At 72.1% G+C, this 25,267-nt stretch carries 24 protein-coding genes; 14 read left to right on the plus strand and 10 right to left on the minus strand.

Features of this window, described 5'->3' with window-relative positions:
- The first annotated feature begins 40 nt into the window (after positions 1-40).
- Both recO and uppS read left to right on the plus strand, forming a co-directional pair.
- The gene (gene recO / locus ACSJJR_RS00225; protein WP_435941512.1) at positions 41-790 is read left to right on the plus strand and encodes a DNA repair protein RecO; all 750 of its coding nucleotides are present in this window, start codon (positions 41-43) and stop codon (positions 788-790) included.
- Positions 791-792: 2 nt separating this feature from the next.
- Positions 793-1,632, plus strand: a complete 840-nt coding sequence (uppS, locus tag ACSJJR_RS00230; protein ID WP_435941513.1) for a polyprenyl diphosphate synthase — start codon at positions 793-795, stop codon at positions 1,630-1,632.
- 31 nt (positions 1,633-1,663) lie between these two features.
- On the opposite strand, the gene ACSJJR_RS00235 is transcribed toward uppS, so the two are convergent.
- Genes ACSJJR_RS00235 through ACSJJR_RS00260 form a run of 6 tightly spaced genes read right to left on the minus strand, consistent with a single transcriptional unit; the run spans position 1,664 to position 6,774 of the window.
- Complete coding sequence (locus tag ACSJJR_RS00235) at positions 1,664-2,827, minus strand: carboxylate-amine ligase (protein WP_435941514.1); 1,164 nt, start codon at positions 2,825-2,827, stop codon at positions 1,664-1,666.
- Positions 2,824-3,576 carry a glutamine amidotransferase-related protein gene (locus ACSJJR_RS00240; RefSeq protein WP_435941515.1) on the minus strand — a complete coding sequence of 251 codons (753 nt, stop codon included), beginning with the start codon at positions 3,574-3,576 and terminating at the stop codon, positions 2,824-2,826. Before ACSJJR_RS00240 ends, ACSJJR_RS00235 begins: the two co-directional genes overlap by 4 nt.
- 9 nt (positions 3,577-3,585) lie before the next feature.
- Entirely contained in the window at positions 3,586-4,038 is a 453-nt protein-coding gene (locus ACSJJR_RS00245; protein WP_435941516.1) for a Fur family transcriptional regulator, read from the minus strand.
- Positions 4,035-4,958 (minus strand): metal ABC transporter permease, encoded by a 924-nt coding sequence (locus ACSJJR_RS00250; RefSeq protein WP_435941517.1) that lies wholly within the window; start codon positions 4,956-4,958, stop codon positions 4,035-4,037. The genes ACSJJR_RS00245 and ACSJJR_RS00250 overlap by 4 nt, the downstream gene beginning before the upstream one ends.
- Positions 4,955-5,794, minus strand: a complete 840-nt coding sequence (locus ACSJJR_RS00255; protein ID WP_435941518.1) for a metal ABC transporter ATP-binding protein — start codon at positions 5,792-5,794, stop codon at positions 4,955-4,957. The genes ACSJJR_RS00250 and ACSJJR_RS00255 overlap by 4 nt, the downstream gene beginning before the upstream one ends.
- A complete protein-coding gene (locus tag ACSJJR_RS00260) occupies positions 5,785-6,774 on the minus strand; it encodes a metal ABC transporter substrate-binding protein (RefSeq protein ID WP_435941519.1) in 990 nt (329 codons plus the stop codon). Before ACSJJR_RS00260 ends, ACSJJR_RS00255 begins: the two co-directional genes overlap by 10 nt.
- A 175-nt stretch (positions 6,775-6,949) precedes the next feature.
- Here ACSJJR_RS00260 and ACSJJR_RS00265 point away from each other — a divergent pair, with 175 nt between their 5' ends.
- Both ACSJJR_RS00265 and ACSJJR_RS00270 read left to right on the plus strand, forming a co-directional pair.
- Positions 6,950-8,341: a glycine--tRNA ligase gene (locus ACSJJR_RS00265; RefSeq protein ID WP_435941520.1), complete on the plus strand. Its 1,392-nt coding sequence runs from the start codon at positions 6,950-6,952 to the stop codon at positions 8,339-8,341.
- 111 nt (positions 8,342-8,452) lie between these two features.
- Positions 8,453-9,748, plus strand: a complete 1,296-nt coding sequence (locus tag ACSJJR_RS00270) for a YibE/F family protein (RefSeq protein ID WP_435941521.1) — start codon at positions 8,453-8,455, stop codon at positions 9,746-9,748.
- A 73-nt stretch (positions 9,749-9,821) separates the two neighbouring features.
- On the opposite strand, the gene dusB is transcribed toward ACSJJR_RS00270, so the two are convergent.
- Positions 9,822-11,111, minus strand: a complete 1,290-nt coding sequence (dusB, locus tag ACSJJR_RS00275) for a tRNA dihydrouridine synthase DusB (RefSeq protein ID WP_435941522.1) — start codon at positions 11,109-11,111, stop codon at positions 9,822-9,824.
- Between the two features lie 85 nt (positions 11,112-11,196).
- Here dusB and ACSJJR_RS00280 point away from each other — a divergent pair, with 85 nt between their 5' ends.
- From ACSJJR_RS00280 to ACSJJR_RS00290, 3 genes are all read left to right on the plus strand, one after another.
- The gene (locus ACSJJR_RS00280) at positions 11,197-11,949 is read left to right on the plus strand and encodes an SDR family oxidoreductase (RefSeq protein WP_435941523.1); all 753 of its coding nucleotides are present in this window, start codon (positions 11,197-11,199) and stop codon (positions 11,947-11,949) included.
- On the plus strand, positions 11,946-12,872 hold the full coding sequence (locus ACSJJR_RS00285) for an SDR family oxidoreductase (RefSeq protein WP_435941524.1): 927 nt from the start codon (positions 11,946-11,948) through the stop codon (positions 12,870-12,872). Before ACSJJR_RS00280 ends, ACSJJR_RS00285 begins: the two co-directional genes overlap by 4 nt.
- Before the next feature lie 81 nt (positions 12,873-12,953).
- Positions 12,954-13,478 carry a SixA phosphatase family protein gene (locus ACSJJR_RS00290; protein WP_435941525.1) on the plus strand — a complete coding sequence of 175 codons (525 nt, stop codon included), beginning with the start codon at positions 12,954-12,956 and terminating at the stop codon, positions 13,476-13,478.
- A gap of 46 nt (positions 13,479-13,524) precedes the next feature.
- Here ACSJJR_RS00290 and serB read toward each other — a convergent pair whose 3' ends face one another.
- Both serB and glgC read right to left on the minus strand, forming a co-directional pair.
- Complete coding sequence (serB, locus tag ACSJJR_RS00295; RefSeq protein ID WP_435941526.1) at positions 13,525-14,226, minus strand: phosphoserine phosphatase SerB; 702 nt, start codon at positions 14,224-14,226, stop codon at positions 13,525-13,527.
- 101 nt (positions 14,227-14,327) lie between these two features.
- On the minus strand, positions 14,328-15,572 hold the full coding sequence (gene glgC / locus ACSJJR_RS00300) for a glucose-1-phosphate adenylyltransferase (protein WP_435941527.1): 1,245 nt from the start codon (positions 15,570-15,572) through the stop codon (positions 14,328-14,330).
- A gap of 214 nt (positions 15,573-15,786) precedes the next feature.
- Here glgC and glgA point away from each other — a divergent pair, with 214 nt between their 5' ends.
- A complete protein-coding gene (gene glgA / locus ACSJJR_RS00305; protein WP_435941528.1) occupies positions 15,787-17,007 on the plus strand; it encodes a glycogen synthase in 1,221 nt (406 codons plus the stop codon).
- A gap of 76 nt (positions 17,008-17,083) precedes the next feature.
- Here the strand turns inward: glgA and ACSJJR_RS00310 are convergent, their stop codons facing one another.
- Positions 17,084-17,848, minus strand: a complete 765-nt coding sequence (locus ACSJJR_RS00310) for a hypothetical protein (protein ID WP_435941529.1) — start codon at positions 17,846-17,848, stop codon at positions 17,084-17,086.
- A gap of 101 nt (positions 17,849-17,949) precedes the next feature.
- Here ACSJJR_RS00310 and ACSJJR_RS00315 point away from each other — a divergent pair, with 101 nt between their 5' ends.
- From ACSJJR_RS00315 to ACSJJR_RS00340, 6 genes are all read left to right on the plus strand, one after another.
- Positions 17,950-18,753 carry an ABC transporter ATP-binding protein gene (locus ACSJJR_RS00315; RefSeq protein ID WP_435941530.1) on the plus strand — a complete coding sequence of 268 codons (804 nt, stop codon included), beginning with the start codon at positions 17,950-17,952 and terminating at the stop codon, positions 18,751-18,753.
- Positions 18,754-18,782: 29 nt separating this feature from the next.
- Positions 18,783-19,229: an NfeD family protein gene (locus ACSJJR_RS00320; RefSeq protein WP_435941531.1), complete on the plus strand. Its 447-nt coding sequence runs from the start codon at positions 18,783-18,785 to the stop codon at positions 19,227-19,229.
- Between the two features lie 77 nt (positions 19,230-19,306).
- Positions 19,307-20,455 (plus strand): SPFH domain-containing protein, encoded by a 1,149-nt coding sequence (locus ACSJJR_RS00325; protein WP_435941747.1) that lies wholly within the window; start codon positions 19,307-19,309, stop codon positions 20,453-20,455.
- 123 nt (positions 20,456-20,578) lie between these two features.
- Positions 20,579-22,336, plus strand: a complete 1,758-nt coding sequence (locus ACSJJR_RS00330; protein WP_435941532.1) for an ABC transporter ATP-binding protein — start codon at positions 20,579-20,581, stop codon at positions 22,334-22,336.
- Complete coding sequence (locus ACSJJR_RS00335; protein WP_435941533.1) at positions 22,333-24,321, plus strand: ABC transporter ATP-binding protein; 1,989 nt, start codon at positions 22,333-22,335, stop codon at positions 24,319-24,321. The genes ACSJJR_RS00330 and ACSJJR_RS00335 overlap by 4 nt, the downstream gene beginning before the upstream one ends.
- Positions 24,318-25,202: a TrmH family RNA methyltransferase gene (locus ACSJJR_RS00340; protein ID WP_435941534.1), complete on the plus strand. Its 885-nt coding sequence runs from the start codon at positions 24,318-24,320 to the stop codon at positions 25,200-25,202. The genes ACSJJR_RS00335 and ACSJJR_RS00340 overlap by 4 nt, the downstream gene beginning before the upstream one ends.
- Positions 25,203-25,267 lie beyond the last annotated feature (65 nt).

Consider the following 25,267-nt stretch of genomic DNA (forward strand, 5'->3'; position numbering starts at 1 on the left):
GCGGGGTGGGGTGGAGGTGAGGGCGTGAGAGACTGCGCGCGTGCCCAGCAAGCTCTACCGCGACGAGGCCCTCGTCCTGCGCACCTACACGCTGGGTGAGGCCGACCGCATCATCGTCATGCTCACGCGCGCCCACGGTCAGGTGCGCGCCGTCGCCAAGGGCGTGCGCCGTACCACGTCCCGTTTCGGTGCCCGCCTCGAGCCCTTCTCCATGATTGACGTCCAGCTCCACGCCGGCCGCAGCCTCGACGTCGTCACCCAGGTGGAGGCCATCGAGCCCTTCGCGCGGGGTATCACCGACGACTACGCCGTCTTCACCTGCGCCTCGACCATGGTGGAGACCGCCGAACGGCTTACCCAGGACGACGGCGACCTCGGCACCGCTGAGGCCGCCCAGCAGTTCCTCCTCCTGTACGGCGCTCTGTTCGCCCTCAGCCGCCGACGCCACGCCCCCGGCCTGGTCCTTGACTCCTACCTGCTGCGCGCCCTCGCGCTGGCGGGCTGGGCCCCCTCCTGCTTCGAGTGCGCGCGCTGCGGTGCCCCGGGCCCCCACGAGGCCTTCCACGTCCAGGCCGGTGGCGCCGTGTGCGCCTCCTGCCGTCTGGCGGGCAGCGTCGAGGTCGAGCAGGGCACCATGGTGCTGCTGGGCGCCCTGCTGTCCGGTGACTGGCCGGTGGCCGAGCGCTCCAGCGCCCGTGAGCGCGCACAGGCCTCCGGCCTGGTGTCGGCATACTTGACCTGGCACCTGGAGCGTCGTCTGCGCTCCCTCTCCCTCGTCGAAAGGGTCTGACGATGGCCGCGAAGAGCACCGGCGTCTACGAGGCCGTTCCCCTGCACCGCGAGGGCCTCACGCCCCCGTCGCTGGCGCCCGGCAGCGTGCCGGGCCACGTGGCCTGCGTCATGGACGGCAACGGGCGCTGGGCCAACAGCAGGGGCCTGCCGCGCACCGAGGGCCACCGGGTGGGCGAGTCCACGATGATGGACGTCATCGCCGGCGCCGTCGAGGTGGGTGTCAGGGAGCTGAGCGTCTACGCCTTCTCCACGGAGAACTGGCGCCGCTCCCCGGCCGAGGTCCGCTTCCTCATGGGCTTCACCCGCGAGGTCCTGCGGGCCCAGACCGACGACCTGCTCGCCTGGGGTGTGCGCGTCAACTGGGTGGGGCGCGAGCCTCGCCTGTGGCGCTCGGTGCTGGCCGAGGTCCGCCGCTCCGAGCGGATCACGGCCGGAAACGAGGCGCTCGTGCTCAACATGTGCCTCAACTACGGCGGACGCGCGGAGATCGCCGACGCCGCCCGGGCCATCGCCGCCGACGTCGAGGCCGGCAGGCTCAAGGCCTCCGGCGTCAACGAGCGCACCATCCAGCGCTACCTGTACTCGCCCTCGATGCGCGACGTCGATCTCATGATCCGCACGGGCGGGGAGCAGCGCACGAGCAACTTCCTCATGTGGGAGTCGGCCTACGCCGAGCTGTACTTCTCCGACCTGCCGTGGCCGGAGTTCGACCGCACCCAGCTGTGGCGGGCCATCGAGGCCTACGCCCACCGCGACCGCCGCTTCGGGGGCGCCGTCGACGCCGTGGCCACACCCAGCGGTCCGGGCAGCGCCTCGGTGCCCGGTGAGCCCGCCCGCTGAGCACGCGCACCGACGCGCCGACGGCGGACGCCTACGCGCCGACGGGCTCCACGGGCGCGCCACAGGCCGTCTCCGCCAGCAGGTGCTGCACGACGGCGGGCCCCACCTGCGCACCGCGCTCCTGGGCCAAGCGCGCCACCGCCAGCTGGCGCTCGGCCCCGTTGCCGACGTCGAGCACCCGTCCCGCCTGGGCGAGCTCGTGCTCACACCCCAGGTCCTCGGCCACCGGTGCCAGGCGCTCCAGGAGCCCGGGCAGGGTCTGACGCAGCGGCACCGGATCGGCGCCGACCTCCTCGACGAGGGCGGCGTCGAGCCCGAAGCGCGCCGAGCGCCACTTGTTGGCGGCCAGCAGCCAGTGCGGCAGCCTGCACAGTGGCCGCCCGGCGTCGAGGGCGCGTGCGGCCTCCTCCACCAGGCAGTGGATGAGGGCCGCCACGGCACCGATCTCGGTGAGGTTGGAGGAGGCGTCGCAGGCACGCACCTCCACCGTCCCGAAGGCGGGGGAGGGGCGCACGTCCCACCGGAGCTCGTTGACCTCTCGGATGGCGCCGGCGCGCAGCAGATCGCGGGTGCAGTCCTCGAAGTCCCGCCAGGTGCTCAGGGGCTCGGGCAGACCGGCGTTCGGCAGCTGCTGGAACATCATGGCGCGGTTGTCCGCGTAGCCGGTGTCCTGCCCCACCCACATCGGTGAGGAGGCGGCGACGGCCTGGAGGTGGCCGATGTAGGTCGCCATGTGGCTGAGCACGGGGATGGCCCGTGCGACGTCGTCGATGCCGACGTGCACGTGCGTGCCGAAGATGAGCATCTGGCGCCCCCACCAGCGGGTCCGCTCAACCAGCTCGAAGTAGCGTGAGGTGCACGTGACCTCATGGTCGCTCGGGTCCTCGAAGGGGTGGGTGCCGGCGCTGGTGAGCGCGGCACCGTGGGCGGCGAAGGCCGGCTGGACGAGGGCGAGGGAGTCGGCCAGATCGACCAGGGCGTCGGGGACCCGGTGCTGGCGCGAGGAGACGAGCTCGATCATGCCCCGGTGCATCTCCTTGTGGATGCGTTCAACTCCGTGGGCTCCGGACAGCTCGAGCTCGCGCAGGACGTCGGGACCGATGGGGGCGAAGCGGCCGGTGGCGGGGTCGATGACCTGAAGCTCCCACTCGATGCCGATGGTGGAGCGCGGTGAGTGCGTGAAGTCGATGCTCATGATGGTGCGGCTGCGCGGTAGCGCTGGACGAAGTCGGTGATGATGCGGTTGGCGGGGCGCACGTCGGCGGCGTCGCAGCGCTCGATGACGGCGGCGCGCTCGTGGGCCGGGTAGTAGGCGTCGCCGTAGGCGTCGATGCGCACGCGCATGCCGGTGGTGGTGATCTCGGGGTGGAACTGGGTGCCGTAGACGTTGCGTCCCCAGCGTCCCATCTGGATGGGGCAGCGCTCACCGGTGGCCAGGACGAGGCCGCCTGCGGGCAGGTCGGTGACTGACTGGGAGTGACCGACATAGGCCCGGAAGGACGGCGCCAGGGCGGCGGTGAGGGGATCGGCGGCCCCGGCGGGCGTCAGCGTCATGACGGGCGCCTGGAGCTCCTCGCCGACGTCGTCGCGCAGGCTGCCGCCCAGCGCCAGGACAATGGACTGCAGCCCGAAGCACAGGCCGAGGGTGGGCACGTCCTCCTGGACGAGCCGGGCGGACAGGCTCAGGACGCGCTCGCGCAGCCGCTCGTGGGCGGGGTCGGCCGACAGGGGGCCGGTGAGCGACAGAGGCGATCCGGTGATGATGACGCCGGCCCAGGCACTCAGGTCGAGCGTCTGCGGGTCGGGGCAGTCGTCGTCGAGGAGGTTGATGACGTCCAGTCCCCGCCCGGGGGCCAGGTCGGCCTGCTGGTCGAGGACCGCGAGCTCGTCGTCGGCGATGGCGCCGGGGCGTCGGCAGACGGCGAGGAGGAAGGGGGCGCTCACGCTCGCAGGCTACCGTGCCTCCTGCTCGTCCTCGGCGAGGGCGGAACAGCGCGCGCACAGGCCGAAGAACTCGGCCGTGTGCTCCATGTGCGTGAACCCGTGGGACGTGGAGACCTCGGTGACCCAGGACTCCAGCGCCGGGTCGGAGACCTCGACGGCGTGACCGCAGCGTCGGCACACGAGGTGGTGATGGTGGTGGCCCAGGTCCTCGCAGGCGCGGTAGAGGATCTCGCCGTCGGTGTTGCGGACATGGTCCACGTCGCCGGCCTCCGCCATGGCGGTGAGGTTGCGGTAGACGGTGGCGAGGCCGACCTTGGTCCCCTCGGCCTCGAGCGCGGCGTGGATCTGCTGCGCGGAGCGGAACTCGGGGGTGCGGGTGAGCAGTCCCGCGACCGCCGCGCGCTGCCAGGTGGCTCGTGGCCGCGCGGACGTTGACCCCGCGGTGGAGCGTGGCGTCGTCATGAGGAGACCTCCTGCTGGCCGGTGGTGACGGGGTCGAGACTATCGGTCCCCCGTCCGTGGCGGCCGCGGCGCAGGGCGTGCAGGCCCGCACCGAGGACGGCGGTGAGGGCGTACAGGCCCACGAGCAGGACGACGATCATGGCGCCGGGTGACACGGGCACGACGTAGGTGATCGTCAGGCCGGTGACGCAGGCGGTGACGCCGATGGCCATCGCCAGGTGCATGGTGCGGGTGAAGGAGTGCGCGACCAGCTGGGCGACGGCCACCGGCACGATCATGACGGCGGAGACCAGCAGCGCGCCGACGACGCGCATGGACACCGACACGGTCAGGGCGGCCACGACGGCGACGGTGACGTTGAGCACCCCGGTGGGCAGGCCGGTGGCGCGGGCGAACTCCTCGTCGTTGGACAGGGAGAACAGGGGGCCGCGCAGCCCGAGGCCGACGAGGAGGACAGCGGTGGCGAGCACGGCCGTGTAGACGACGTCCTGGTGCGAGACGGTTGAGATGGAGCCGAAGAGGTAGGAGCTGAGGTTGGTGGTGGTGCCGCCCGCCAGCTTGATGAGCAGGACACCGCCGGCGATCCCGCCGTAGAAGAGGATGGCGAGTGCGACGTCGCCGCGGGTGCGGCCGCGGGCCCGGATGACCTCGATGAGGACGGCTCCGAGGACGGAGACGACGACGGCGAAGGGCACGGCGAGCGCGTCCTGGGGGCTGAGGTGGGCCACGCCTCCGGCGATCCAGCCGAGTGCCACACCGGTGAGGGCGATGTGCCCGATGCCGTCGCCGAGCAGTGCCAGGCCCCGCTGGACGAGGTAGGTGCCGACGACGGGGGCGGCCAGGCCCACGAGGACGGCGACGACGAGGGCGCGCTGCATGAGGGGGCTGGAGAGCATGGCGGCCATGGTGTCCGGGGTCATCGCTGGTCCTGACTGGAGCGGGTGGACAGGACGGGGGCGTGGTGCGCGACGGGGGGCCCGGCGTAGGGGTGCTCGTGCCCGTCGTCGCCGGGGTGGTGGTGCGCGAGGACGGTGCCGCGGGCGCGCTGGTCGGCTGCGAGGCGGTCCGCGGGCGCGTCGAGCACGACCCGGCCCTCATCGAGGATGACGGCGCGCTCGACGACCTGGGCGAGCTCACCCATCTCGTGCAGGACGGTCAGCAGGGTCAGGCCGCTGCGGCGCAGCGCGGTGAGGATCTCGGCCAGCGACTCGCGGCTGGCGCGGTCGATGCCGGCCAGGGGCTCGTCGAGCAGCAGCAGCTCGGGCTGGCGCACGAGGGCCCGGGCGATGAGGACGCGCTGCATCTGCCCTCCGGAGAAGACCTGCACGTGCTCGTTGGCGCGGTGGGCCAGGCCGACGGCGTCGAGCGCGTCCATGGCGGCCTGGCGGGCGTGCCGGCCGCGGTCGGCCAGGGGCTGGCGGGGGCCGAGCAGGCCGGAGCGCACCACCTCGAGCGCGGTGGCGGGCACGCCCGAGGCGGAGCCGATGCGCTGGGGGACGTAGCCGACGCGCTGCCAGGCGACGTCACGACGGCTGGTGACGTCGCTGCCGAAGAGCCGCACGGTGCCCGAGGCGACGGGCAGCAGCCCGAGCACGGTGCGCACGAGGGTCGACTTGCCCGAGCCGTTCGCCCCGAGCAGGGCGACGGACTCACCGGTCTGGACGAGGAGGTCCACGCCGTCCAGGACGAGGCTGTCGCCCAGGACGACGCGGACCCCCTCGGCCTGGATGGGGTGTGACCGGGAGGTCACTTGCACACCAGCGCGGTGCGCAGAGCCTCAAGGTTGGCGTTCATGCCCGCAGCGTAGTCCCCGGCCTCGGGCCGCGACTCCATGGGCGAGAGCACGGCGGTGGTGGCACCGGTCTCCTCGGCGAGGGCCTGGGCGGTCTTGGGTGAGACAAGCTCCTCGGTGAAGACGGTCGTCGTGCCGGTGGACTGGACCACCTCCTTGACGGCGGCGAGGTCCGCGGGGCTGGGCTCAGCCTCGGGATCGATGCCGGAGACGGAGACCTGGGTGAGCCCGTAGCGGTCGGCGAGGTAGCCGAAGGCGGCGTGGGAGGTGACGAAGGTGGTGCGCTCGCAGCTGGCCAGCCCGGTGGTGTAGTCCTTGTCGATGGAGCTGAGGGTGGTGACCAGGCCGGTCAGGCCCGCCTGGTAGTCGGAGGCGTTGTCCGGGTCGGCCTTCTCCAGGGCGGCCTCGATGGCCGTGGCCGCTGAGACCATGCGCTGGGGGTCGAGCCAGAAGTGGGGGTCGGCCGCGTCGGCGTGCTCGTGCGCGTCGGCGTGCTCGTGCTCCTCGGCGTGCTCGTGCTCGTCGGCCTCGCCCTCGTGCTCGTGGTGGTGGCCGACCCCCTCGTGGTGGACGAGGCTCACGGCGTCGGCGACGTCGAGGACGGTGGGGCCATCGACCTGGGCCAGGGCCTCGTCCAGGGAGGCCTGGAAGCCGGAGGCGTAGGCCACGAGGTCCACCTTCTCCAGGGCGGCGACGTCCGCCGGGGCGAGCTCGAAGTCGTGCGGCTCGACGTTGACCGGGGTGACGCTGGTGACGTTGACGTGCTCACCGCCGATGGCCTCGACGAGGTACTGGATGGGGTAGAAGGAGGCGGCGACGTCGAGGCGGCCGTCGGCGTCAGAGGAGGTGGTGGAAGCGCCGCCGCAGGCGGCCAGCGAGCCGGCGAGGGCGAGGGCTGCGGCGACGGCGAGGGGACGGCGGAAGGGGGTGAGGCAGATGCGCATGGGAATGATTCTCATCGACCTGGTTCGCCACGTCAAACAGGCGCCGCCGCTGCGCCCTGAGGAACAGGTCACCGTCCCCGGCGCCGCGCTCAGGCGCCAAAGGACCGCCCGTACACTGTGCCCACATCGTTCCCACCATCCAGGTGCGGACAACGACGACAACAGGAGACACACGGTGGCCAAGACCCCCTCCACCCTCGACAACGTCATCAACCTGGCCAAGCGCCGCGGATTCGTCTTCCCCTGCGGCGAGATCTACGGCGGCACCCGCTCCGCCTGGGACTACGGGCCGCTGGGTGTCGAGCTCAAGGAGAACATCAAGCGCCAGTGGTGGCAGTACATGGTCCGCTCGCGCGACGACGTCGTCGGCCTGGACTCCTCGGTCATCCTTCCGCGTGAGACCTGGGTCGCCTCCGGTCACGTGGGTGCCTTCACCGACCCGCTCGTGGAGTCCCTGCACACCCACAAGCGCTACCGCGCCGACCAGCTCATCGAGGAGTACGCCGAGCGCAAGGGTCTCGACCCCGAGACCGTCACCCTCGACATGGTGCCCGACCCGGTCACCGGCCAGCCCGGCTCCTGGACCGAGCCGCGCGAGTTCTCCGGCCTGCTCAAGACCTTCCTCGGTCCGGTGGACGACGAGTCGGGCCTGCACTACCTGCGCCCCGAGACCGCCCAGGGCATCTTCATCAACTTCGCCAACGTCATGAGCGCGGCCCGCAAGAAGCCGCCCTTCGGCATCGGCCAGGTCGGCAAGTCCTTCCGCAACGAGATCACCCCCGGCAACTTCATCTTCCGCACCCGCGAGTTCGAGCAGATGGAGCTCGAGTTCTTCTGTGAGCCCGGCACGGACGAGCAGTGGCACCAGTACTGGATCGACTACCGCAGGGCCTGGTACGTGGACCTGGGCATCGACCCGGCCAACCTGCGCGAGTACGAGCACCCCCAGGAGAAGCTGTCGCACTACTCCAAGCGCACCGTGGACCTGGAGTACCGCTTCGGCTTCCAGGGCTCGCAGTGGGGCGAGCTCGAGGGCATCGCCAACCGCACCGACTTCGACCTGTCCACCCACGCCGAGCACTCCGGCAAGGACCTGTCCTACTTCGACCAGACGAGGAACGAGCGCTGGACCCCCTACGTCATCGAGCCCTCGGCCGGCCTGACTCGTTCCCTCATGGCCTTCCTTGTGGAGGCCTACACCGAGGACAAGGCCCCCAACACCAAGGGCGGTGTGGACACCCGCGTGCTGCTGCGCCTCGACCCCCGCCTGGCTCCCGTCAAGGTCGCGGTCCTGCCGCTGAGCCGCAAGGAGGAGCTCACCGGCCCCGCCCGCGAGCTCGCCGCGCGCCTGCGCCAGGTCTGGAACGTCGAGTACGACGACGCCGGCGCCGTCGGCCGCCGCTACCGCCGTCAGGACGAGATCGGCACGCCCTTCTGCGTCACCTACGACTTCGAGTCGCCCCAGGACGGCGCCGTCACCGTGCGCGAGCGCGACACGATGGCTCAGGAGCGCGTGCCGCTCGAGGGCATCGAGCGCTACCTGGCCGAGCGGCTCGTCGGCTGCTGAGCCCGCCCCGTCCATCCCCGCCTGGGGGACGCCGAGCCATCGCCCAGGCCCGCCCCGACGCCGCACCGACGCCTCATCTGGCTCCGGTGCGGCGTCGGGCATGATGGCCCGGTGACACACGAGCCAGCCCCCTCGCAGCAGCACCCCGACGAGCACGCGCGCAGCGGGCGCACGGCTGGCACCGGTGCCCAGGCGCACAGCCACACCCACCTGGGCCCCCTGCACCTGAGCGAGAACGAGCACCGCCGGGTCGTCACCGTCCTGGCGGGCCTCGTCGTGCCCCTCGTGCTCGCCACCCTCATCGGCCTGGCGGTGCTGTGGCCCACGGGCTCCAGCCCGGTGGGCTCCCAGTCCTTCACCGCCGGCAGCGCGAGCCCCGAGTCCGCCACCGTCACCGGGCTCGACGTCGCCGACTGCGTCCAGGCCGCCGCCGCGCTCGGCTCCGTGAGCGACGGCTCGCTCCTGGACTCGGCCATCTGCGCCGAGATCACCACGGGCGCGGCCGCCGGCGTCGTCATGCCCGTGCACGTGCCCGCCGAGTCCCTGCCCGCCGCGGACGTCGGCGACCGTCTCAACGTCATCTACACGGCCGACGCGCTCGTGGGAGGCACGCCCTTCGTCTTCCTCGACTACGACCGCCAGGTGCCCGTGGGCGCCCTGACGGTCGTCTACCTCGTCGTCGTCGTCGCCGTGGCCGGCCGCAAGGGCGTTCTCAGCGTCGTCGGCCTCCTGCTGTCCTCGGCCGTGCTCCTGCTGTTCATGATTCCCGCCCTGCTCAAGGGCGGCTCGCCCATGGCGGTGACTCTCACCGGCTCGGTCGCCATGATGCTGCTGGCCGTCTACGTCGCCCACGGGGTGAGCGTGCGCACCACCACCGCCCTGCTGGGAACCCTCGCAGGCGTCGTCCTCACCGTGCTGTTGTCCCTGTGGGGCGTGGCGGCGGCCAACCTCACCGGTGCCGTCGGCGACGACGCCCTGACCCTCACCGCCCTCGTCCCCGGCCTGGACCTGCGCTCCCTGCTCACCTGCGGCATGGTCATCGCGGGGCTCGGGGTCCTCAACGACGTCACCATCACCCAGGCCTCCGCCGTCTGGGAGCTGCACGCCGCGAACCCGGCGCTCGGGCGCGGGCGGCTGTTCACCGGCGGGATGCGCATCGGGCGCGACCACATCGCCTCGACCGTCTACACCCTCGCCTTCGCCTACGCCGGCACCGCCCTGCCGCTCATCCTGTCGGCCTCGCTCATCGACCGGGCCGTCATCGACACGGTCCTGTCCGGCGAGATCGCCGAGGAGCTCGTGCGCACCCTCGTGTCCTCCATCGGCCTGGTCCTGGCCATCCCCGCGACGACGCTCATCGCCGCCCTGCTGTGCCGCACCGAGCGCACCGGACACGCTGAGCCCTGACCCCCGGGCCGGGAACCGACGTGAGGGCTCAGACGCCGGCGGTGGGCAGGGGACATCCGATGGCGGGGGCGGGTCATCCGCCGGAGACGTCGGACTCGGCCTCCAGCAGCAGCACCCTCTGCTCCTCCGTGAGGTACGGCGAGTCCAGCCAGCCGTCCGGCAGGTGGGGGCGCTTGGGCGTCCCGGCCCGCCCACGCGGCCCCTCCACCGTCTCGCCCGGGTAGGGCACCACCTCGGGAAGTCGCGCGCGCACCGCCGCCAGCGCCTCGTGCAGCTCCTCGAGCGTGCCCACGTGCATGAGCGCGTCGCGCGCCGCCCCGCCCACCGGGTAGCCCCTGAGGTACCAGCCCACATGCTTGCGCAGGTCACGCACCCCGCGCTGCTCGCCCATCTCCTGCGCCAGCAGCCGCCCGTGCTCCTCGATGACCTCGATGACACGATCCAGGTCCGGGTGCGTGCGGGCAGGCGAGCCGTGCATGGCGCTGACGATGTCGGCGAAGAGCCACGGGCGCCCCTGGCAGCCGCGTCCCACGACGACGCCGTCACAGCCCGTCTCACGCACCATCCGCAGCGCGTCGTCACCCGTCCACAGGTCCCCGTTTCCGAGCACCGGCAGGCTCGTCGCCTCCTTCAGGCGCGCGATCGTCTCCCAGCTGGCGTGCCCCGCGTAGTGCTGGCGCGCCGTGCGCCCGTGCAGCGCGATGGCCGCCACTCCCGCGTCCGCCGCCGCACGGGCCACGTCGAGGAAGGTCTCGTGCTCCTCGTCCAGGCCCACGCGCGTCTTGACCGTCACCGGCACCGGGTGGTCACGGCCCACCGCTGCCGAGGCCGCCTCAGAGGCCCGTACCGTCTCACGCAGGATCGCCGCCATGAGGTCACGCTTCCACGGCAGGGCCGCGCCACCGCCCTTGCGCGTGACCTTCGGCGCCGGGCAGCCGAAGTTGAGGTCGATGTGGTCCGCCAGGTCCTCCTCGACGAGGATGCGCACCGCCTTGCCGGCGATCGACGGGTCCACCCCGTACAGCTGGATCGAGCGCACCCGCTCACCCGGGTCGGTGCGCACCATCGCCAGGGTCTTGTCGTTGCGCTCCACCAGCGCGCGCGTCGTCACCATCTCGGTGACGTACAGCCCGGCCGGGGCCGACAGCCGCCCGCCGGTAAAGGCGATGGGCCCCTCGGCGTCGGGACGCAGCGCCTGGGGCAGGGCGCTCTCGCCGTACAGGCGGCACAGGCGCCGGAAGGACGCGTTCGTCACCCCGGCCATCGGGGCGAGCTCGACCGGCGTGGGGACCTCGATGGGGCCGATGCGCAGTGGGGGCAGCACGCAGGTGGGAGCGTCGGTGCGGGCAGGGGCCTGAGTCACCCGGACACTCTCGCACACCCCCGCGGCCGGGACGCAGACGTCACGGCCGCCCGACGCCGAGTCACCGGCCACGTACCCTGGCCCCATGACCAGCGACCCCACCGTGCAGGCCGACGCAGGCTGTGACCGGGCGCGCACCGTCCTCGTCACCGGTGCCTCGCGCGGCATCGGCGCTGCCGTGGCCACCGCCCTGGCCCGCAGCGGGGACCGCGTCGTCGGCCTGTCACGCAGCGGCCAGGCCCCGGACGGGGTCCTCGGGCTCGCCGCCGACGTCACCGACCCCCGGGCCGTCGAGCGCGCTGCCGCCACCGCCCTGGCCGAGCTCGGGGCCACGGCCGTGGACGTCCTCGTCACTGCGGCCGGCACCCACGTGGACGCCCTCGCCATGCGCACGACGGACGCCGCCTGGGACGAGGTGCTGCGCACGAACCTCACGGGCTCCTTCCACGCTGTCCGCACCGTCCTGCCCGGGATGCTGCGTGCGCGTCGTGGCCGGATCGTCCTGGTCTCCTCCGTCATCGCCGCGCGTGGCGGGACAGGGCTGGCGGCCTACGGCGCCTCCAAGGGTGGGGTGGAGGGCCTGACCCGGAGCCTGGCGCGTGAGGTCGCCGGACGCGGGGTGACGGTCAACGCCGTCGCCCCGGGCCTGGTGGTCACGGACATGACGGCCCGCCTGAGCGAGCGCGCCCGCGCCTCCTACCTCGCCGCGGTCCCGGCCGGGCGCTTCGCCACGGTCGAGGAGGTGGTCGGGCCCGTCGTCTTCCTCGCCTCGCCCCAGGCCTCCTACGTCACCGGCGCGGTACTGGCCGTTGACGGCGGGATGGGGATGGGACGGTGAGCACACCCATGGAGGAGCCCGGCGGCGCGCCCCAGCCCGCGCCGCGCGCCGCCTCCCAGCGCCCCTTGACCGGCACGGGCATGCTGGTGCAGCGCACCGTCCTTGTCACCGGGGTGCTGCGTCCGAGCTCGATCGCCGCTGCCGTCGCCCGCACCGCGAGCGGGCAGGGGGCGCGCGTCCTGCTCACCGGCCATCCGCGCACCCTGCGCCTGACCCAGCGCCTGGCGCCCAGCCTGGGGGTCGCCGACCGGGTCCTGCCCCTGGACGTGGCCGACCCCGTGTCCCTGACCGCCCTGCCCGGGCTCCTGGCGCAGGAGGGGGTCGACCGCCTCGACGGCCTCGTCCACGCCGTCGCCCACGCCGGGCGGGACCTGCTCGGGGACGCGCTCGCCGGCGCGCTCACCGCCCCGCCCGCGCCTGACGCCGACCCCGGTGGTACTGACGCCGGCCCCGGCGACGCGGCCGTGCTCTGCGCCCGCCTCGACGCCCTGGCTCAGGCCGGCACCGTCAGCGCCGCCTCGCTGGCCGCGCTCACCGGTGCGCTGCGTTGCCTGCTCGGCGCGGGGTCGAGCGTCGTCACCCTCACCTTCACCTCCGACAGGGTGGTGCCGGGCTACGGCTGGATGGGGCCCCTCAAGGCGGCCCTGGAGGCCAGCGTGCGGGGGCTCGCCGTCGAGCTCGGGCCCGCGGGGGTGCGCGTCAACGCGGTGTGCGCCGGCCCTGTGCGCACACCGGCCGCCGGCGCCGTGCCCGGGCTCAACGCCCTGGCCGGCGCCTGGCAGGACCGGGCCCCTCTCGGGTGGGACCCCGATGACGCCACCCCCGTGGCCCGCAGCGTGGTCTCGCTCCTGTCCGACTGGCTGCCCGCCACCACGGGCCAGGTCCTGCGCGCCGACGGCGGGATGGGGCTGCTCGGCGTGTGAGACCCCTGCCGGGGCTGCCGACGTCGAGCGGCCGGGCCCTGCGCGCCAGGCGGCCTGGGCCCCTGCCGTATCGTGTCTGCCGTGACGACACCAGCCCCTGCCGGCCCCGCGCAGCGCACCCTTGTGCTCGTCAGGCACTCCAAGGCCTCGCACGACGCCCTCACCGACCTCGAGCGGCCACTGACCTCCCGCGGCCGGGACATGGCCGACGCGCTCGCCCGGGACCTGCAGATCGTCGTCGGGGACGCCGACCTCCTGCTCGTGTCGCCGGCGGCCAGGGCACGCCAGAGCGCCCAGCCGGTCCAGCGTCGCCTGCGCCCGGCCGATACCCGAGTCGAGCCGGCGATCTACCACGAGGGCCCCTACGGCATCCTCTCGCTGGTCACCACGCTCGACGACGAGGTCCGCACCGTCGTGGTCGTGGGCCACGAGCCGACCGTCTCGGTGCTGGCCCACATGCTCCACGACACCGATGACGCCCTGGGCTCGCAGGTGTCCTTCGGGGTACCCACAGGCACGGCCCTCATCCTCGAGGTGCCCACCTCCTGGACGGGGCTCGGCCCGCACGGGGCCCACCTGGCACGCGTCCTCACCGCGGCCCGCTGAGCCGACGTCCCGCTGAGATGGTGTCCCGCTGCACCGGCGGCGGCTGTCAGCCGAGCAGCTCGAGCACGGCCCGCAGGTCACGCACGTGCACCGCGGCGGGAGCCTGCTCCACCACCACCGGCTTGGCGCAGAAGGCCACGCCCAGCCCGGCCGTGGCGATCATGCCCAGGTCGTTGGCGCCGTCGCCCACCGCCACCGTGCGCTCCAGCGACACGCCGTCGGCCTGCGCCCAGACCCGCAGGCAGCGCACCTTCTCCTCACGGTCCACCACGCGCCCCAGCACCCGGCCGGTGAGCACGCCGTCGCACACCTCCAGGCGGTTGGCCGCCACGTGGTCGATCCCCAGGCGCGCCGCCAGCGGCACGACGACCTCCTCGAAGCCGCCGGAGACGACACCGACCCTGCAGCCGCGCGCGTGCAGGGCCTCGATGAGCCCGCGGGCCCCACAGGTCAGGCGCAGCTCGGCCAGCACCTCGGCGAACACCGTCTGCGGCACTCCGGCGAGGGTCGCCACCCGCTCGCGCAGCGACTGGGAGAAGTCGAGCTCGCCGCGCATGGCGCGCGCCGTGACCTCGGCGACCCGCTCGCGGGTGCCGGCGCGCTCGGCGATGAGCTCGATGACCTCCTGCTCGATGAGTGTGGAGTCCACGTCCATCACCAGCAGGCCCGGTCCCTCGGAGGCCAGTGCCCCCGAGGCGCGGGCGCCGCTGACCCGGGGCAGGGCGTCGGGGCACACGGCGTCGTTCATGGCACGGATGCTACCGGCGGGACGCGAAGGACCCCGGGACGCGCCAGGCGGTCCCGGGGTCCGTGTCCTCGCGGCGGCCCGCACGGTCCGCCGGGGCAGGGTCAGCGGGTGACGACCTGCCCCTTGGCGACGACGGTGATACCGGACTCGGTCACCGTGAAGCCGCGCTCACGGTCGTGCTCGTGGTCGAGGCCCACCATGGCGCCCTCCTCGACGACGACGTACTTGTCGAGGATCGCACGCGAGACCACCGTGTTGCGTCCGACGTTGACCCCGTCCATAAGCACCGACTCACGCACACTGGACCAGGAGTTGACACGCACACCGGGGGAGAGCACCGAGGAGATGACCTCGCCTCCGGAGACGATGACGCCCGGTGAGACGATGGAGTCGATGGCGTGGCCCATGCGCTCGTGGTGGCCGTAGACGAACTTCGCCGGCGGCATGGCGTTGGTGTACCCGGCGAACAGCGGCCAGCGGTCGTTGTACAGGTTGAACACGGGGCTGACGCTGATGAGGTCCTGGTGCGCCTCGTAGAAGGCGTCCACCGTGCCCACGTCACGCCAGTAGTCGCGGTCGCGCTCGGTGGCGCCCGGGACGTCGTTGTCCTTGAAGTCGTAGACGCCTGCCGCGCCCTTGCTGACGAACCAGGGGACGATGTTGCCGCCCATGTCGTGCTTGGAGGTCTCGTCCGCGGCATCGACCGTCACGGCCTCGAGCAGCGCGTCCGCATTCATGATGTAGTTGCCCATCGAGGCCAGGACCTCGTCGGGGGAGTCGGGTAGGCCGGGCGTGTCCTTCGGCTTCTCGACAAAGGCCTTGATACGGCCGGGGTCGGTCGGGTCCGTCTCGATGACGCCGAACTGGTCTGCGAGGGAGCGGGGCTGGCGGATGCCGGCGACGGTCAGCGGCAGGCCGGAGGCGATGTGGTGCTCCAGCATCTGCGAGAAGTCCATGCGGTAGATGTTGTCCGCGCCCGTGATGACGACGTAGTCGGGGCGCTCGTCGTCCAGGAGGTTGAGGGACTGGTAGATCGCGTCTGCCGAGCCCAGGAACCAGTGCTTGCCGACGCGCTGCTGCGCGGGGACGGGGGCGATGTAGTTGCCCAGCATGTCGGACATGCGCCAGGTCTTGGAGATGTGGCGGTCCAGGGAGTGGGACTTGTACTGGGTGAGCACGACTACCTTGAGGAAGCCCGAGTTGATCATGTTCGACAGCGAGAAGTCGATGAGCCGGTAGATGCCGCCGAAGGGTACCGCGGGCTTGGCCCGGTCGACCGTCAGGGGCATGAGGCGCTTGCCTTCACCACCGGCGAGGATGATTGCGAGGACACGAGGGGAAGCCATAAGCCCAGGCTAGGGGAGACGTCGCCCGGTGTGTGAGAAAACTGCGCAGGAAATGTGGCTGTCGGTGACGCCAGACGTGCTGGGCGCCGGAAACCGTTCCCGTGCCCCGGTGCGAACCGATAGCGTCAGCACTGGCCGTGGGCGTCCCGCCCGTGCGGCCGACCGGGACCGGAGCCTGCCGGAGCCGGCACCTTTGAGCGAGGAGTACCTGACCATGAGGGTTGACCTGCTGACCAAGGAGTACCCGCCCTTCATCTACGGTGGTGCGGGAGTACACGTCAATGAGCTCGCGAAGGTCCTGAGGAAGCACGCTGACGTGCGCGTCCACGCCTTCGGGGGCCCTCGTGAGGGCGCCGAGGAGGGCGTTACCGGGTACTCGGACCTGCCCGAGCTCGCCGGGGCCAACGCCGCCCTGCAGACCCTCGGCGTCGACCTGCAGATGGTGCCCGGTGTCGCAGGGGCGGACATCGTCCACTCCCACACCTGGTACGCCAACATGGCTGGCCACCTCGCCGGGCTCCTGCACGGCATCCCGCACGTCGTCTCCGCCCACTCGCTCGAGCCCATGCGCCCGTGGAAGGCGGAGCAGCTCGGAGGCGGCTACGCCCTGTCCTCCTGGGCGGAGAAGCAGGCCTACGAGGGCGCCTCCGCCGTCATCGCGGTGTCCCACGGGATGCGCGCGGACATCCTGCGCTCCTACCCGGCCGTCGATCCCGAGCGCGTCAAGGTGGTTCACAACGGCATCGACCTGGAGGACTGGGCCCGTCCCGAGGACGACGGCTTCGAGGCCCTGACCGCGGCCGTCCAGGAGCGCTTCGGCATCGACCCGCAGCGGCCGACGGTCGTCTTCGTCGGCCGTGTCACCCGCCAGAAGGGGCTGCCGCACCTGCTGCGCGCCGTCGAGATGCTGCCCGACGAGGTGCAGGTCATCCTGTGCGCCGGCGCCCCGGACACGAAGGAGATCAAGGAGGAGGTGGACGCCGCCGTCGCCTCGCTCCAGGCCCAGCGCACGGGGGTGGTCCTCATCGAGGAGATGCTGCCGCACCGTGAGCTCCAGGCGGTGCTGGCCTCCTCGGACGTCTTCGTGTGCCCCTCCGTCTACGAGCCGCTGGGCATCGTCAACCTCGAGGCGATGGCCATGGGCCTGCCGGTGGTCGGGTCGGCCACCGGCGGCATCCCAGACGTCATCGTCGATGGCGAGACCGGCTACCTCGTGCCCCTCGAGCAGCTGCAGGACGGCACCGGCACCCCGATCCACCCCGAGGTCTTCGCCTCCGACCTGGCCGCCCGGCTGACCGACCTCGTGACCGACGAGGACAAGGCCAGGCGGATGGGCGCGGCCGCCCGCCTCCGCGTGGAGCAGCACTTCTCCTGGGCCGCGATCGCCGAGCGGACCATGGAGGTCTACCAGTGGGCGCTGGACAACCCCCGCTGAGGCACCCGTGACGCGGCGCCGCCGCCCCCCCCGTGCGGGCGGCGGCGCCGTCGCGCACGGGCGGGTGAGGGACCCCTCACCGCTGGGGCAGGACCCAGGTCTCTGTGGCGGCTGCCACCCCGTGGCGCGCCACGGTGCCCAGGCGCCGCAGCACCCGGCTGCGCGCCAGGCCCTGGGAGGCGGTGGCCGCCGCGCCGTCGTCCTCCAGCGCCAGCTGACAGATCCCCACCAGACGCAGTGAGCGCTCCAGCAGGTCGCGCCGCCGCGGCTCCAGGCCCGGCGGCAGGAGCCTGGGGTCCAGGACGGCCGTCACGAGGTCCGTGAGCACCTGCGCCAGCTCCGGGCGCTCGCGGGCGAGGTCGAGCGACACGAGCACCTCGATGGCCTGCTCGGTGGCCAGGTGCACGTCGCGGCGTGCCTGAGAGGCGTCGAAGGGGGCGGGGCAGGTCCCCAGCGCGTGCTCCACCCAGGTCACGCTCGTGCCCGAGGCCCGGGGAACGAGCAGGACGCTGCGCCCCTCGAGCCGCGAGCCCGCACCACCCTCGAGCAGCACCGCCTCGCCCTCCTCCAGCGCCAGCGCCAGGCCCGGCAACGGGTCCGCCGGTGAGGGCAGGACGGCAGCGCACCGGCGCAGCGGGTGCGCCGCCTGAAACCAGGCCGCCAGCTCCACCGACGGGCTCGCGCCGCCGGTGGCCTCGGGCACCTCCCAGCCGGGCGTCGTGGTGGGGCGCACGACGTCGTGGGCGCCGTCGGGCCCCTGGACCAGGGCGGTCCCGGCGGAGGAGGGCACGGGGGCCCACAGCGCGAGCAGGACGCTCACCGGCAGGTCAAGGACGGGCATGGGCCGGACCCTACCGGTCCCGCCCGATGAGGGCGCCCGGGCTCGTGGCCGTACGGCGCGGGAGTAGGACCCGGGTCACCCGGGCACGCTAGGGTGAGGCCATGACCAACGTGCTGCGTCTCGATGACGTCTCGTTCCACCGGGGAGCCAAGCAGATCCTCTCCCACGTGAGCTGGAGCGTTGACGAGGGGCAGCACTGGGTCGTCCTCGGTCCCAACGGCGCGGGCAAGACGACCGTCTCCCGCATCGCCGCGGCCCGTCTGTTCCCCTCCTCGGGCACGGTGGACGTCCTCGGCGAGCGCATGGGCCGCGTCGATATCTCCGAGCTGCACCCGCGCATCGGCCTGTGCTCCTCCGCCCTGGCCCAGCACGTGCTGTCCTCCGAGACGGTCCTGGGTGTGGTCCTGTCAGCCTCCTACGGGCACATCGGGCTCTGGCGCGAGGAGTACGACGACTTCGACGTCGAGCGCGCACGCGCCCTGCTCGGAGCCCTGGGCGCCGACGACCTGGCCGGGCGCCCCTGGGGGAGCCTGTCCTCCGGGGAGCGCAAGCGGGTGGAGATCGCCCGTGCCCTCATGCCGGACCCCGAGCTGCTCGTCCTCGACGAGCCCGCCTCCGGCCTCGACGTCGCTGGGCGCGAGCTGCTGCTGGCGGCCCTGAGCGAGATCATCGGCGCCCCCGGCTCGCCGTCGATGCTGCTGGTCACCCACCACCTCGAGGAGATCCCGGTCGGCTTCACCCACGCCCTGGCTCTGCGCGACGGGCAGGTTGAGGGCTGCGGGACGCTCCCTGAGGTCCTCAACGGCCCCACGATGTCCGCTACCTTCGGCCTGCCCCTGGAGATCACCCTCGAGCGCGGCCGTTACACCGCCCGGGGCGCCCACCCGGGCCCCGCGGGCTCCTGAGCCCCGTACCCACAGACAGGAGAACAGCCATGGCATGGCTCTGGTGGCTCGGAGGAGCCCTCGTCCTCGCCGTCGTCGAGACGCTCAGCGCGGACCTCACCTTCATCATGATCGCCGGAGGGGCCCTGGGCGGTGCGGTCGCGGCCGGGCTCGGCGCGAACCTCACCGTGCAGGTCATCGTCTTCGCGGCCGTGTCCGTCCTGCTCCTGTTCCTCGTGCGGCCCTGGGCCAAGGCCCAGCTCGTGCGGCGCACCCCCAACATGCTCACCAACGTCGAGGCCAAGATCGGCCGTGAGGCCACCGCCTTGACCGCCGTGGACCTGCGCGGCGGCCGTGTGCTCCTGGCCGGCGAGGAGTGGAGCGCCCGCCTCGCCGAGCCCCGGCCCGGCACCCCCGAGCCCCGGGCCGTCGCGGCCGGCGCCCACGTGCGCGTCGTCGCGGTCGATGGCGCCGTCGCCCTCGTGTGGCCGCTGTGACGCGGCGCCGTGCCCACCTGATGTGACCACCCCACCTACCTGAAAGGAGCCCGATGGACACCGCAACGGGCATCGAAATGGCTGCCCTCGTCGTCATCGTCCTCATCGCGCTGCTCGCCGTCGTCGCGGTCTTCAAGACCGTGCGCATCGTCCCGCAGTCCTACGCGATCATCGTCGAGCGCCTGGGCAAGTTCCAGGCCGAGTACGGCGCCGGCATGCACTTCCTCGTGCCCTTCATCGACCGGGTGCGCACCATGGTGGACCTGCGTGAGCAGGTCGTCTCCTTCCCGCCCCAGCCGGTCATCACCTCCGACAACCTCGTGGTGTCGATCGACTCGGTCATCTACTACCAGGTGACCGACCCCAAGCGCGCCACCTACGAGATCGCCAACTACCTGCAGGCCATCGAGCAGCTGACCGTTACCACGCTGCGCAACGTCATCGGTGCGATGGACCTCGAGCAGACCCTCACGAGCCGTGACCAGATCAACGGCCAGCTGCGCGGGGTCCTGGACCAGGCGACGGGCCGCTGGGGCATCCGCGTGAGCAACGTCGAGCTCAAGTCCATCGACCCGCCCGCCTCCATCCAGGGCGCCATGGAGCAGCAGATGCGTGCTGAGCGCGACCGGCGCGCCGCCATCCTCACGGCCGAGGGCGTCAAGCAGTCCCAGATCCTCACGGCCGAGGGTGACAAGCAGTCCGCCATCCTGCGTGCCGAGGGCCAGGCCCAGTCCGCGATCCTCAAGGCCCAGGGAGAGTCCCGCGCCATCCTCCAGGTCTTCGACGCCATCCACCGCGGCAACGCCGACCCGAAGCTGCTGGCCTACCAGTACCTGCAGACCCTGCCGAAGATCGCCAACGGCACCTCCTCCAAGATGTGGATCGTGCCCACGGAGTTCACCGCCGCCCTCGAGGGCATCGCGGGAGCGCTCGGAGGCAAGGGCTCGACCGCCCCCGGCTCCGGCGCCTTCGCGGCCGGCTCGGACGAGCCCGTGAGCGTGGACCTGTCCGGCATGGGGGACCTGTCCCTGGCCTCCGAGCTCGCCTCCACCACCCTCGCCACGCCCGAGCAGGCCCTGGCCGAGGCCAAGGGGGAGGCGGAGTCCGCCTCCAGCGTCGCCGAGCACGACAGCCAGGAGGCGGGCTCGACGCTGACCTCCCGGGGCGCGCACGCCGCCCCGGTGGCCAACGGGCTGCCCCCGGTGGTGCCCCCGGCCGGCGCCTGAGCGCCGCGCGCCGCTGCGGGCGCCCGAGGGGACGACACAGGGGCGTGTGAGACACGTCCCACTTGCCTCCAGACGACGGGGAGACACAGGACTCGTTCAGCAAACGGTCCTAGTCTCCCCGTCGTGCTGTTTAAGACTCTGCGTCATTACCTGAGGCCCTACCGGGTCCCGCTGCTGGCGGTCCTGGTCCTCAAAGTGGTTGAGACGGTTGCTGTCCTGACCCTGCCGACCCTCAACGCCTCCATCATCAACGAGGGGGTCGTTGCCGGGGACACGAAGCGGATCTGGAGCCTGGGCGCTGTCATGCTCACGGTCACCCTCGTCCAGGGCGCGGTCGCCGTCCTGTCCACCTACCTGGCCTCCAGGGCCGCTATGGGGCTGGGACGCCAGATGCGGCGCGACATCTTCACCCACGTCCAGCGGTTCAACCTCGAGGAGGTCTCCCGATTCGGGGCTCCCTCCCTCATCACCCGCTCCACCAACGACATCCAGCAGGTCCAGATGCTGGTGTTCATGTTCTGCGCCATGATCCTCATGGCCCCGATCATGCTCATCGGCGGCACCGTCATGGCGTTGAGGGTGGACGTGCCCTTGTCCGGCCTCCTGCTCGTCCTCATCCCGCTGCTGCTGGGCGTCGTCGGCGCCCTCATGTCCCGCCTCCTGCCGCACTTCAAGGTGATGCAGGATCGCATCGACCGCGTCAACCTCGTCATGCGCGAGCAGATCCAGGGCGTGCGCGTCATCCGGGCCTTCGTGCGGCAGGTGGAGCGCAGGCGCGTCTTCAGCGAGGCCAACGACTCCCTGACGGCCACCTCGCTGTCCATCGGGCGCCTCTTCGCGCTGCTCATGCCCGCCGTCCAGGTCATCATGAACCTGTCCGTCATCGGCGTGTACTGGTTCGGCAGCCAGCGGGTGACCAGCGGCGGCATGGAGATCGGCGACCTGACCGCCTTCGTCAACTACATCATGCAGATCCTCTTCTCCGTGATGATCGCCATCATGCTCGCCGTCCTGCTGCCGCGCGCCCAGGTCGCCGCCGAGCGCTACCAGGCCGTCATGGCCGTCGATCCGGCCATCACCGCCCCCGCCTCACCGGCCCACCTACCCGCACCGACCGGCTCGCTGTCCGGGCCGCGGGGCCGTGAGGTCCGGCTGGAGCACGTCACCTTCCGCTACCCAGGCGCCGAGGCCGCGGTCCTCAGTGACGTCAACGTCGTCATGCGCCCGGGCCAGACCACCGCCTTCATCGGCTCGACGGGCTCGGGCAAGACCACCCTGGTCAACCTCGTCCCGCGGCTGCTCGACGTCACCGAGGGACGGGTCACCGTTGACGGCGTGGACGTGCGCGAGCTCGACCCCCGCGAGCTCCGCGGTGCCGTCGCCACCGTCCCCCAGAGGTCCTTCCTCTTCTCCGGCACCATCCGCAGCACCCTCCGGCACGGCCGCAAGGACGCCACCGACGCCGAGATCTGGCACGCCCTCGAGGCCGCCCAGGCCTCGGGCTTCGTCCAGGACCTCGACGACGGCCTGGACCACGAGGTGGACCAGGGCGGCGTCAACTTCTCCGGCGGCCAGCGCCAGCGCCTGGCCATCGCCCGCGCCCTCGTGCGCGACGCCGGCGTCTACATCTTCGACGACTCCTTCTCAGCCCTCGACTACGCCACGGACGCGCGCCTGCGCGCCGGGCTTCCCGCCGCCACCGGCGGCGCCACGCTCGTCGTCGTGGGGCAGCGGGTCGCCTCCATCCGCCACGCGGACCAGATCATCGTCCTCGACGAGGGGCGCGTCGTCGGCACCGGCACCCATGAGGAGCTTATGAGCACCTGTCCCACGTACTCCGAGATCGTCCTGTCCCAGATCAGCGAGCAGGAGGCGGCATGAGCCACGGTCCCGGTCCCCGCGGTCCGCAGCAGAAGGCGGCCGACTTCAGCGGCACCTGGAAGCGCCTGCTGGGCGAGCTGCGCCCCGAGCGCGCTCGCATCATCCTCGTCGTGGGGCTGACGACCATCGCGGTCGTCCTCAACGTCGTCGCCCCGAAGATCCTCGCCCACGCCATGAACATCCTCTTCGAGGGGATCATCGGCACCGTCCTGGGCAACGCGGGCCTGCCCGCCGGACTCGGCGGCGAGGCCCTGGCCCAGGCGCTCAACGCCGCCGGCATGGGCGAGTACGCGCAGATGGTCTCCGCCTACGACGTCGTCGTCGGCCAGGGGATCGACATCCGCGCCCTGGTCATTGTGCTCGCCCAGGTCCTTGCCCTGTACGTGCTGTCGGCACTGTTCATGTGGGTCCAGGGCTACGTGCTCGCCGGGGTCGTCCAGCGCACCGGCCAGCGCATGCGAGCCGCGGTTGAGGACAAGCTCAACCGCGTGCCCCTGTCCTACCTCGACTCCGGCTCGCGCGGCGACATCCTCTCGCGCGTGACCAACGACGTGGACAACATCACCCAGACGCTGCAGCAGACCCTGTCCCAGACCCTCAACTCGGTCATCTCCGTCATCGGCGTGCTGGCCATGATGGTGACGATCTCCGTGCAGCTGTCGCTCGTCACTATCGCGATGGTGCCGGTGTCCGTGGCCGTGGCCGTGCTCATCGCCCGCCGCGCCCAGCCCCACTTCACCCAGCAGTGGGACGCGACCGGCAAGGTCACCGGCGTGGTCGAGGAGGCCTTCACCGGTCACGAGGCCGTCGCGCTGTTCAGCTCGGAGGAGGAGTTCACCCGCCTGTTCGACGAGGAGAACGAGCGCCTCTACGACGGCTCCTACAAGGCCCAGTGGATCTCCGGAACCATCCAACCGGCCATGCGCCTGGTGTCCAACCTCAGCTTCGTCATCGTCGCCGTCATCGGCGGTGTGCGCGTGACCAGCGGGACGATGACCCTGGGCGACGTCCAGGCCTTCATCCAGTACACGCAGCAGTTCACCCAGCCCATCACCCAGATCGCCTCCATGGCCAACCTGCTGCAGTCGGGCGCCGCCAGCGCCGAGCGCCTGTTCGAGATCATGGACGCGCCGGAGGAGGAGCAGGTCCGCGCACCCGCGCGCCTGCCCGAGCGCGTGGCCGGCCGGGTGGTCTTCGACCATGTGCGCTTCTCCTACAGCCCGGACACCGAGCTCATCACAGACCTCAGCCTCACCGTGGAGCCCGGTCAGACCGTGGCCATCGTCGGTCCCACGGGCGCAGGGAAGACCACCCTGGTCAACCTCCTGCTGCGCTTCTACGACCCGCAGTCCGGCAGGATCACACTCGACGGCGTGGACACGCGTGAGCTCAGCCGCGACCAGCTGCGTGAGCAGATCGGCATGGTGCTGCAGGACACGTGGCTCTTCGAGGGCACGATCCGTGACAACATCGCCTTCGGCGCAGCCAGAGCCAGTCAGGAGCAGGTGCTGGCCGCCGCCCGCGCCGCCAGCGTCGATCACATCGTCCAGGCCCTGCCCAAGGGCTACGACACGGTCATCGACGACTCCGGATCGGGCGTGTCAGCCGGTGAGAAGCAGCTCATCACGATCGCCCGCGCCTTCCTGGCCGACCGGCAGATCCTCGTCCTGGACGAGGCCACGAGCTCGGTGGACACCCGCACCGAGCTCCTGGTCCAGAAGGCGATGGTGGGGCTGCGCGAGGGGCGCACGTCCTTCGTCATCGCCCACCGCCTGTCCACCATCCGTGACGCCGACATCATTCTCGTCATGGAGCACGGTGACATCGTCGAGCAGGGAAGACACGACGAGCTCATCGCCGCCCGGGGTGCCTACTACGAGCTCTACCAGAGCCAGTTCAGCGGCCCGGCTGGCGCGGACGAGCCCGCCGTCGTCCAGGACCCGCTGCTCAGGACCGTGGGCCGCACCGGCCGGCGTCACTCATGATCATCCGCGTCAGCAGCCTCGAGGAGCTGGGCGACCCCGCCCTGGGGCACCTCCTGGAGGACTACACGAGCCTGACCGACGTCGCCCTGCGCCGTCGCCTGGAGACCGCCCGAGGCCTGTACATGGCCGAGTCCTCCAAGGTGATCGAGCGGGCCCTGCGGGCCGGGCATGAGCCGCGCTCCTTCCTCATGGCCGAGCGCTGGTACGAGCAGGTGCGTGGCCTCATCGCCTCGGCCGTCGGCACCGGCGGCAGTGACGACGGCGGCGACGTGCCCGTCATCCTCGCCCCCGAGGAGGTCCTGGAGACGATCACCGGTTTCCACCTGCACCGTGGCGCCATGGCGGCGATGAACCGGCCGGCACTGGCGGGGGTGAGGCAGCTGCTGGCCTCGGCCCGTGGCGGGGCGGGGGCGCGCCGCGTCGCGGTCCTGGAGGACCTCGTGGACCACACGAATGTCGGTGCCGCCTTCCGCAGCGCCGCCGCCCTGGGGGTTGACGCCGTCCTCGTGACCCCGCAGTGCGCGGACCCGCTCTACCGGCGCAGTGTGCGCGTGTCGATGGGCACGGTCTTCCAGGTGCCGTGGACGCGCGTTGAGCGCTGGCCGGCGCTGGACGAGCTCCACGACGCCGGGTGGACGGTCGCGGCGATGGCGCTCAGCGACAGCGCGGTAAGCTTGGAGGAGTTCTCCGCCTCACCGGCCTGCACCGCACCGGGCTCCAAGGTCGCCGTCGTGCTGGGCACCGAGGGTGACGGGCTCAGGCCACGAACCGTGGCGGCCGTGGACGTCGTGGTGCGCATCCCCATGGCCGGGGGCGTGGACTCCCTCAACGTGGCCGCCGCGGCGGCCGTCGCCTTCTGGGAGCTTCGGGTGCGCGGCTGACCCCGTGTCGTGGCCCGGGCTGTGACCCCGTGGCGTGGCCCGGGCTGTGGCCCGGGCGCCGGGCA

The sequence above is a fragment of the Actinomyces sp. W5033 genome (assembly GCF_051303165.1).

Bases quoted from the DNA above. Each gene is read 5' to 3' on its own strand.
- ACSJJR_RS00235 (WP_435941514.1), bottom strand. From the start codon at position 2,827: ATGAGCATCGACTTCACGCACTCACCGCGCTCCACCATCGGCATCGAG.
- ACSJJR_RS00245 (WP_435941516.1), bottom strand. From the start codon at position 4,038: ATGACGACGCCACGCTCCACCGCGGGGTCAACGTCCGCGCGGCCACGA.
- ACSJJR_RS00320 (WP_435941531.1), top strand. From the start codon at position 18,783: ATGGCATGGCTCTGGTGGCTCGGAGGAGCCCTCGTCCTCGCCGTCGTC.
- ACSJJR_RS00340 (WP_435941534.1), top strand. From the start codon at position 24,318: ATGATCATCCGCGTCAGCAGCCTCGAGGAGCTGGGCGACCCCGCCCTG.
- ACSJJR_RS00260 (WP_435941519.1), bottom strand. From the start codon at position 6,774: ATGCGCATCTGCCTCACCCCCTTCCGCCGTCCCCTCGCCGTCGCCGCA.
- ACSJJR_RS00335 (WP_435941533.1), top strand. From the start codon at position 22,333: ATGAGCCACGGTCCCGGTCCCCGCGGTCCGCAGCAGAAGGCGGCCGAC.
- glgC (WP_435941527.1), bottom strand. From the start codon at position 15,572: ATGGCTTCCCCTCGTGTCCTCGCAATCATCCTCGCCGGTGGTGAAGGC.
- ACSJJR_RS00315 (WP_435941530.1), top strand. From the start codon at position 17,950: ATGACCAACGTGCTGCGTCTCGATGACGTCTCGTTCCACCGGGGAGCC.
- ACSJJR_RS00280 (WP_435941523.1), top strand. From the start codon at position 11,197: ATGACCAGCGACCCCACCGTGCAGGCCGACGCAGGCTGTGACCGGGCG.
- ACSJJR_RS00250 (WP_435941517.1), bottom strand. From the start codon at position 4,958: ATGACCCCGGACACCATGGCCGCCATGCTCTCCAGCCCCCTCATGCAG.
- serB (WP_435941526.1), bottom strand. From the start codon at position 14,226: ATGAACGACGCCGTGTGCCCCGACGCCCTGCCCCGGGTCAGCGGCGCC.
- glgA (WP_435941528.1), top strand. From the start codon at position 15,787: ATGAGGGTTGACCTGCTGACCAAGGAGTACCCGCCCTTCATCTACGGT.
- uppS (WP_435941513.1), top strand. From the start codon at position 793: ATGGCCGCGAAGAGCACCGGCGTCTACGAGGCCGTTCCCCTGCACCGC.
- ACSJJR_RS00310 (WP_435941529.1), bottom strand. From the start codon at position 17,848: ATGCCCGTCCTTGACCTGCCGGTGAGCGTCCTGCTCGCGCTGTGGGCC.
- ACSJJR_RS00325 (WP_435941747.1), top strand. From the start codon at position 19,307: ATGGCTGCCCTCGTCGTCATCGTCCTCATCGCGCTGCTCGCCGTCGTC.